Genomic DNA, 7269 nt, shown 5'->3' on the forward strand with positions numbered 1-7269 from the left:
GGAGGATAAAAGCGATGTTAACGGTGAATGATTTACTACACTTAGAACCTTTTAAAGAATTCAAAATGATTTCTGGATTTGAAGGCATCCATAATCGGATTTCGAGTGTGAATATTATGGATAATCCCAATGCGTTAGATTGGTTTGCACCAGAAGAAGTCCTGATTTCTTCCGGTTATTTTTTTAAAGACGATGAAAGTATGCAAGAAAAAATCTTACGACAATTAAAATTAATTAATTGCCCCGCGTTAATCATTAAACCCTTTAGTTATCTCGGAAAAGTGCCGGATAATATGTTAACGCTCTCAAACGAATTGCAGCTACCGATTATTGAAATGCCTTATGGAATGTCTTTTTCGAAGGTGATGACGCGTGTGATGGAGGAATTATCCGAGAATTACAATGCCTTGAATCGCAAATCACTCGATATTCACAATGAATTTTTCGAATTAACGTTGCACGGCGGGGGGTTGCAGAAAATAGCGGATGTTCTTTCGACGATGCTCGAAGCGTCTATTTTTTTATGCGATGAGAACTGGAAAATCTTAAATGCCAAAGTGATCTCTTCTTACGCCAAAACCATTCACGACAATCACGCGGATAAAATTTCGTTACCGCAGTCGGTGATTGATAGCTTACCGCCTAAGTTTGAAGTGATTCAAAAACCGATTGTGCGACTCTTGGAATTCGACCATTTAAACATCCCATGTATTGTCGTCCCGGTATTTTTTAACGAGATTCATTACGGCTTTATTATTGTGCTCGAGTTTCATCAACAACTTAGAGACCATCATTATATCGCACTCGAAAATAGTTGTATGGCTTTTGCCATGGAACAAACGCACTTAGCCGAAATGAAACGAACCCAAAATCAAATCCAAGAAAACTTTTTTGATGACTTGCTCGTAGGGAATATCACTTCTATCCCCACTTTAAAAAATTTAGCCAATCTCCATGATATCAATTTAAACTTGATGTATACGGCAATTGTTTTCAACGTCGCATTTGAGCATGCCAATGTGAAAAATACCATTAATAATCTACGTTACGAAGAAAATATCCTCAAAAATCTGATGGAACAGCTTAAAAAAAAGCCCTTTGCTGCACTCGGAAAATGTTATATTTTTCAGCGAAAAAAACAGATTATTATGTTAATCGGCACCACTTCAGAAGACTCTTTGCAACAAAGCAAAACCATTCTCGCCGATTTTATTGATGCGATGAAGACAAAATACCCAAAATGCACCATTCGTTGTGGGATTGGCAATCTTTCGAAACAATTAGCGGATGTCCATACGAGTTTTTTTGAAGCCCAAGAAACGTTGCGATTAATGGATAATGAGCCGATTAAAAAGAAAGTCCGTCATTATAATGATTTTTTTATTAGCCATTTTTTCAAGAAAAATATCGATTATGAAGAATTAGTGCTGTTTTTTTCCAAGACGTTAGGTCCACTTTATGATTTCGATTTGAAAAATAATAGTCATTTAATTGAGACGTTAGAATGTTGGATTAGCAATAAACTAAATGTTGCAGAAACCGCACGGCAATTGTATATTCATCGCAATAGCTTGTTGTACCGAATTGAAAAGATCCAAAATATTCTTGTCTCTGATTTCAAAGATTCTGAAGAGTTATTGAAGATTCAAATTGCAATTAAAATTTATTACATCTTACGCGAAAACAATACCTTCAAAATCCAATCTGATTATCACTAAAAAAATAAAACTAATTTTGCTCATTATTTTGAACAAAATTAGTTTTATTTTTATTTAGATGATTAAACTTCTACTTGACGTGCTTGCTTTAGATTGCGAGAGATTAAGACGCACTCTGTCACGACGATAAATGGAAGGACAATCGAGGGTAATCCAATGAGTCCTAATAGATAATCTAAGATAAATTTCGTGATGATGACGGCTAACGTCACCAAAAACAGTTTGAGGATGATTTCTTTATTCATTGGAAGGAAACCAAACGCTTTTAGGGCCATCATTGTCAAAACAATGTTAAAGGTTGTAAAGCCCATGACATCAAGTGGGAAAGCAAAGCCTAGCACGTAGAAAATAGCAATTGAGAAAAAGTACGCGCAGACTAAATACAAGAGATAGTCTTTTTCAAAAATAATGAACGCTAGAATGAGTACTAGTGAAAATAGAAGAGTTCCTTGCAAGTAAAGTTCGCTTGCAGAAATAAAAAAGTGATTGCCGAAACTAAAATCGAGACCATCAAAAGCACCCGTGAGTTTAAACGAGAGTTGATCCGAAAAAAAGACGCCTGGCCAAATTTGATGAATGAATAACATTAAATAAGTTGCCAAAACAGTTGGGATGGAAAAATAAGCTAAATTCACTTTTTCTAATAACACTTTTGAGAGATGTTGGATGGCCATCACGATCATCGTTGCTGGTATGACATAAAGGATGGAAGAAAAACCTCCTAAGAATGCTTCAACCATTAAAACTAATAAGACGGAATTGAATGCAGCAAGTCCTGTCATGGCAAAATCGTCATCGTATAGCACTCTCGCTATCAGATAACTGATAAGAGACGCCAGCAAAACGCTGATTGCCATATAGACATCTACGAATAGTAGTCCTACCACAATCATCAAGCCAAAACCAGGATTTTGCAGAAAGTTTACCTGAGAAATTCCGTTTAACGTCGCTGATAAAGGTTCTATATATTTACTCATATTATCCTCCTAGTGTATGAAGCAACGCCTCATCGATTTTTTAAAATAAGTTCTTTTTTTTACGGAACGGTCGAAACCGTTCCTGCCTATACTTATTTTAACGCTATATCTTTACGAAAATCGTTTCGTAAATCTGTGGTTGATATAGTGAATCGTTTTTTAGGTGCAATGAATCGGTCATGGTAATGAGTAATGGAGTTAATAATCACATTGTAAGCGTTATCAAATATAAAATCAAGCATTGTCTTGTAATTATTATTGTCGCTCTGTGAGCTTGCTCGAATTAGCCCCAACTATTCTTAAACACTAAGGCGATTGTCCGAATGCCAAAAAAACCGTTGCTCGAATCGAATGATCGAACAACGGTTTTTTATAAGCGCGATTGAAAATCATCGCTTGCTAAGCTTTGGAAGTGTTTTTTGGCCACAACCTTATATTACAAGGTTTCTGGTCGACACGCGTCTTTGATTTCTTGATAGATGACTTCGACTTCGGCTAAGTCTTTCGCATTGGCACCACTGGCTAAGGGATGTCCGCCGCCATTATGACGCTGGGCAATCGTGTGAATAACAGGCCCTTTGGAACGCATGCGAACGCGATAGTAGCCTTCTGGTTGTTCGACAAAAATCGCCCACGCAACCACTTCTTCAATCGCGCCAGGAAGTGGCACGACTTCTGAGGTTTCTACATCACTCACACCGTATTCTTGCAAGATTGCTTGGCTTAAAATCACTTTACCAGCACCATTTTCATCAAGTGTTAAATGATTATATACGTAGCCTGCTAAGCGCGCGACACTTAACGGGAATTGCGATAATTGACGGTTCAAGTGCGTCGCATCAAAGTCAAACTCTCGTAGATCTGCCGCGATTTTAAAGGTGTGGGCTGTCGTGCTTGGATATAAAAAGCGCCCCGTATCACCGACAATGCCCGCATATAATAACCGCGCAGCATTTTCTGTCATCGTTAATTCATCGGCAAAAAATTGCCAAAAGTCCGCGATGATTTCACTACAACTACTTGCTTTGGTGTTCACCCAAGTAAGATCCCCATAAGGTTCATCGTTGGGATGATGGTCGATTTTGATGAGTTTGTCGCCTAGTAGGTAACGGTCATCGCTAATGCGTGGCGTATTAGCGGTATCTGTGACAATCACTAACGCGCCTTCATACGTTTCGTCGGTAATGGGTTGCATAGTTGCTAGAAAATCGAGTCCATCAATCGGACCTCCGACTTGATAGACGAATTTATCGGGGAAACTTGCCCGAATGATTTCGGCTAACCCAACTTGCGATCCCAGTGCGTCGGGGTCTGGACGTTGATGACGATGAATGATAATGGTCTCGTAGGCTTTAATCGTTGCTAAAATCTGATTTTCGATTTTCATAGTGTTTCCCTTCTTTCTATGGTCTTTCCATGACTTGGCAGACGACAATCGCTTTGCCGACTAGTGAATTTTCGATAAAAATTTCGATGTCTAGTTTCGCGGAGCGACGGCCAAATTCTAAAATTTTCGGTCGTAACACAACTTCACTTTCCAGTTGAATTAAACGGAAATAATGCAAATTGACTTGTTCGATCCAAGTATTCCGACGTTGATTAATTAATAAGCTCCGTTTGGCCGCACTGGCGATGATTTCACTTAACACGCCAAACGAGATGGTGCCGAGTTCATTCACCATTTGTGGCGTGACGATAAAACGAAACTCCGGCTGTTCTAGCTTGTTGCCTTCAAAGTCATGTTCCACCATTTGAATTTGACCCGCGATTTGATCGGAAATCGTATCGGAAACTTGTGGCTGACGTTGGACTAGTTGCATCGCCTTCATAATATCTTGACGCGTCACAATTCCTAAAAGCGATAAATCATCCGTCACAACTGGCATCACTTCGAGACCTTCCCAAATCATTTGGTGGCTAACAGACGCAACACTCATCGTTTTTTTAGCCATCCGTGGATCTTTGGTCATAATGCGTTCAATGACTTGTTGATCACTTTTTTCTAAGACGTCTTTGGCTGTGACAATGCCGACGACGCGACGGTTTTTATTCACGACGGGAAAGCGTGTATGGGTCGTGAGTTCAGATAACGCTTTGTAATCTTTGACTAACTCGGTCGTTTCTAAATATTGCGTTTTATCAAGTGGCATGTAAATATCACCGACGAGTAAAATATCTTTTTTGATTAATTGGTCGCTTAACGCTCGGTTAATCATCGTTGCAACCGTGAACGTATCATACGTAGTCGAGATGATCGGTAAGGCCTGTTCATCGGCAATCGCCTCAATTTCGGGAGTCGTTTCAAATCCACCGGTAATCAACACTGCAGCGCCTTCTTTTAAAGCGAGCTTTTGAACATTGGTTCGGTTACCGACAATCATGAGCGATCCAGGAGTGATGTAACGTTCCATCGCTTTTTCTTCCATCGCACCAATCACAAATTTATTTAAATCTTTCTCTAATCCTGCTGATCCTCCAAGGACTTCGCCTTCAACAATTTTGGAAACTTCAGCAAAGGTTAATTTCTCAATGTGTTTTTTTAATTTCCGTTCAATTCGAATGGTTCCTACTCGTTGAATTGTCGAGACGATGCCACTGTTTTCGGCATCTTTAATGGCGCGGTAAGCCGTGCCTTCACTGACATCCAGTTCTTTGGCGATTCCACGAACCGAAATCCGCTCGCCTACCGGTAAACTTTCAATGTGAGCGATAATTAAATCATGTTTTGTCGCCATCTCTTTCTTCCCCACCCTTACTTTTTCGTTTCAACTCTTTCTGAAAATAGTGACAGCTTCAAAAAAACTGTTTCATGTAATTTTTCGGTCACATCAACATTCGTAGTCCTTATTTCGGTTATAAATAAGTACAGCATAATAAATACATTGTAACAGATTCTATCAAAGATACAAATACTAGGATTCGAAAAATCCAAAGAGAATTTAGGAAGCCTCACGATTTTTTAGCTTAGGACATCATCGGGTGAAAAAGAAAAGAAACGTCGCCTTTTTGAAGCAAACGATAGCTGGATATGATCACCTTTCATGGACAAAAAAAAGACTATGACATTCGTCACAGCCCTTGAGTATTTTTTTAGGATAATAGACATTTTAAAGCTTCGTTGATTTCTTCCGAAGAAAACCACACCCATTTAGCAGTGTTTGGCGATATAACGGACTAAGTCTTCTGTTTCTTCCCATCCTAAGCATGGGTCTGTAATCGATTGACCAAATACGCCACCGCCTGGTTCTTGACGGCCATCTTCTATGTAACTTTCTATCATAAAGCCACGGATGTATTGTTTGATGTCTTCATTCCACGAACGATTTCGGAGAACTTCTTGGACAATCCGCACTTGTTCTTTGTATTTTTTGCCTGAGTTGTCATGGTTCGTATCGACCATCACAAATGGATTTTTTAATTGACTCTTTTGGTAATGTTGAATGACTTTGATTAAGTCTTCGTAATGGTAATTCGGTACAACTTCACCCGCATCTGTTAAACCGCCACGTAAAATCACATGCGCCCAAGGATTCGAACTTGTTGCCACTTCGACACCATTATACATGAGTTCTTGTTTTTGTTGCGCGGCATAAATGCCGTTGAACATCACATTGAGATTGCCACTTGTTGGATTTTTTAATCCGGTTGGAAAATCGAGTCCACTTGCGACAAAACGGTGTTGTTGGTTTTCCACCGAACGCGCACCAATCGCGTGGTAACTTACGAGGTCATCCACAAATTTCAAGTTATCAGGGTAAAGCATTTCATCGGCTGTCGTTAAGCCAGCTTCGGTGATGACACGTTTATGCATTTTACGCACGGCTACCATACCACGAATCAAATTGATTTCGCCATCAGGTGACGCATCTTGTTGGTGCATCATCCCTTTATAGCCATCGCCATTCGTCCGCGGTTTATTCGTATAAACCCGTTGCACGATAAAGACTTTATCTTTCACTTCTTCTTGTAATTTGGCTAAACGCTTCGCATATTCCACAACAGCCTCGACGTTATCCGCTGAACAAGGACCAATGACGAGTAAAAAGCGTGAATCTTTCCCTTCGATAATGGCTTTTAATTCCTCATCGCGTGCTGCTTTAAAGGCCGCCGCTTCTTCACTTAATTGTGAAATACTTTTAACGATATCAACATTGATTTTTTTACTTAATTCCTGAAAACTCATGTGACCCCTCCTATGAAAATCTATCTCATCTATCTTACCATATTTTCATTTTAAGCGGTGAAGAATTTTTCCTGAATCTTTTCATTTATTGACGGTCTCTTACAAAACGTCAGAACAGATACTGATCGCACTCGTTGAGAAAACAACATTTTATTTCACTCGACGCTACTCATTATTTTCACAGAAAAAGAGGAGTGGTATCTGTGGGAGATTTCGAGGATAAAACATTTATTACGTTGGCACTTTGACTAGAAAAGACAAATATTGGTTGCAGTGAACAAAGTGTGTTTGATGATTTCCTATTCGTCTGACTGTTATCAATCGTATTTCTTCAGATAAAACAAAAATCCTCAGGAAAGATTTGGTTCTATACTTTCTAGTGTTGGTAGAA

Annotated in this window: 5 protein-coding genes; 1 reads left to right on the top strand and 4 read right to left on the bottom strand. The window is 39.3% G+C overall.

Annotation, left to right across the window (positions count from 1 at the left end; all coding sequences use genetic code 11):
- Positions 1–14 precede the first annotated feature (14 nt).
- Positions 15–1718, top strand: coding sequence for a PucR family transcriptional regulator (locus RU93_RS08745; protein WP_071875238.1), 1704 nt, complete (start codon positions 15–17; stop codon positions 1716–1718).
- 62 nt (positions 1719–1780) lie between these two features.
- Here the strand turns inward: RU93_RS08745 and RU93_RS08750 are convergent, their stop codons facing one another.
- The 4 genes from RU93_RS08750 to RU93_RS08765 form a co-directional block, all read right to left on the bottom strand.
- A complete protein-coding gene (locus RU93_RS08750) occupies positions 1781–2695 on the bottom strand; it encodes an urea transporter (RefSeq protein ID WP_071875239.1) in 915 nt (304 codons plus the stop codon).
- Positions 2696–3131: 436 nt separating this feature from the next.
- Complete coding sequence (locus tag RU93_RS08755; RefSeq protein ID WP_071875240.1) at positions 3132–4082, bottom strand: DHH family phosphoesterase; 951 nt, start codon at positions 4080–4082, stop codon at positions 3132–3134.
- Between the two features lie 16 nt (positions 4083–4098).
- Positions 4099–5430 carry a DRTGG domain-containing protein gene (locus tag RU93_RS08760; RefSeq protein ID WP_071875241.1) on the bottom strand — a complete coding sequence of 444 codons (1332 nt, stop codon included), beginning with the start codon at positions 5428–5430 and terminating at the stop codon, positions 4099–4101.
- Between the two features lie 413 nt (positions 5431–5843).
- Complete coding sequence (locus tag RU93_RS08765; protein ID WP_071875242.1) at positions 5844–6878, bottom strand: 3-deoxy-7-phosphoheptulonate synthase; 1035 nt, start codon at positions 6876–6878, stop codon at positions 5844–5846.
- Between the last annotated feature and the right edge of the window lie 391 nt (positions 6879–7269).

Origin of the sequence: Enterococcus aquimarinus (genome assembly GCF_001885765.1) — a bacterium.
GTDB classification, from domain to species: domain Bacteria; phylum Bacillota; class Bacilli; order Lactobacillales; family Enterococcaceae; genus Enterococcus_I; species Enterococcus_I aquimarinus.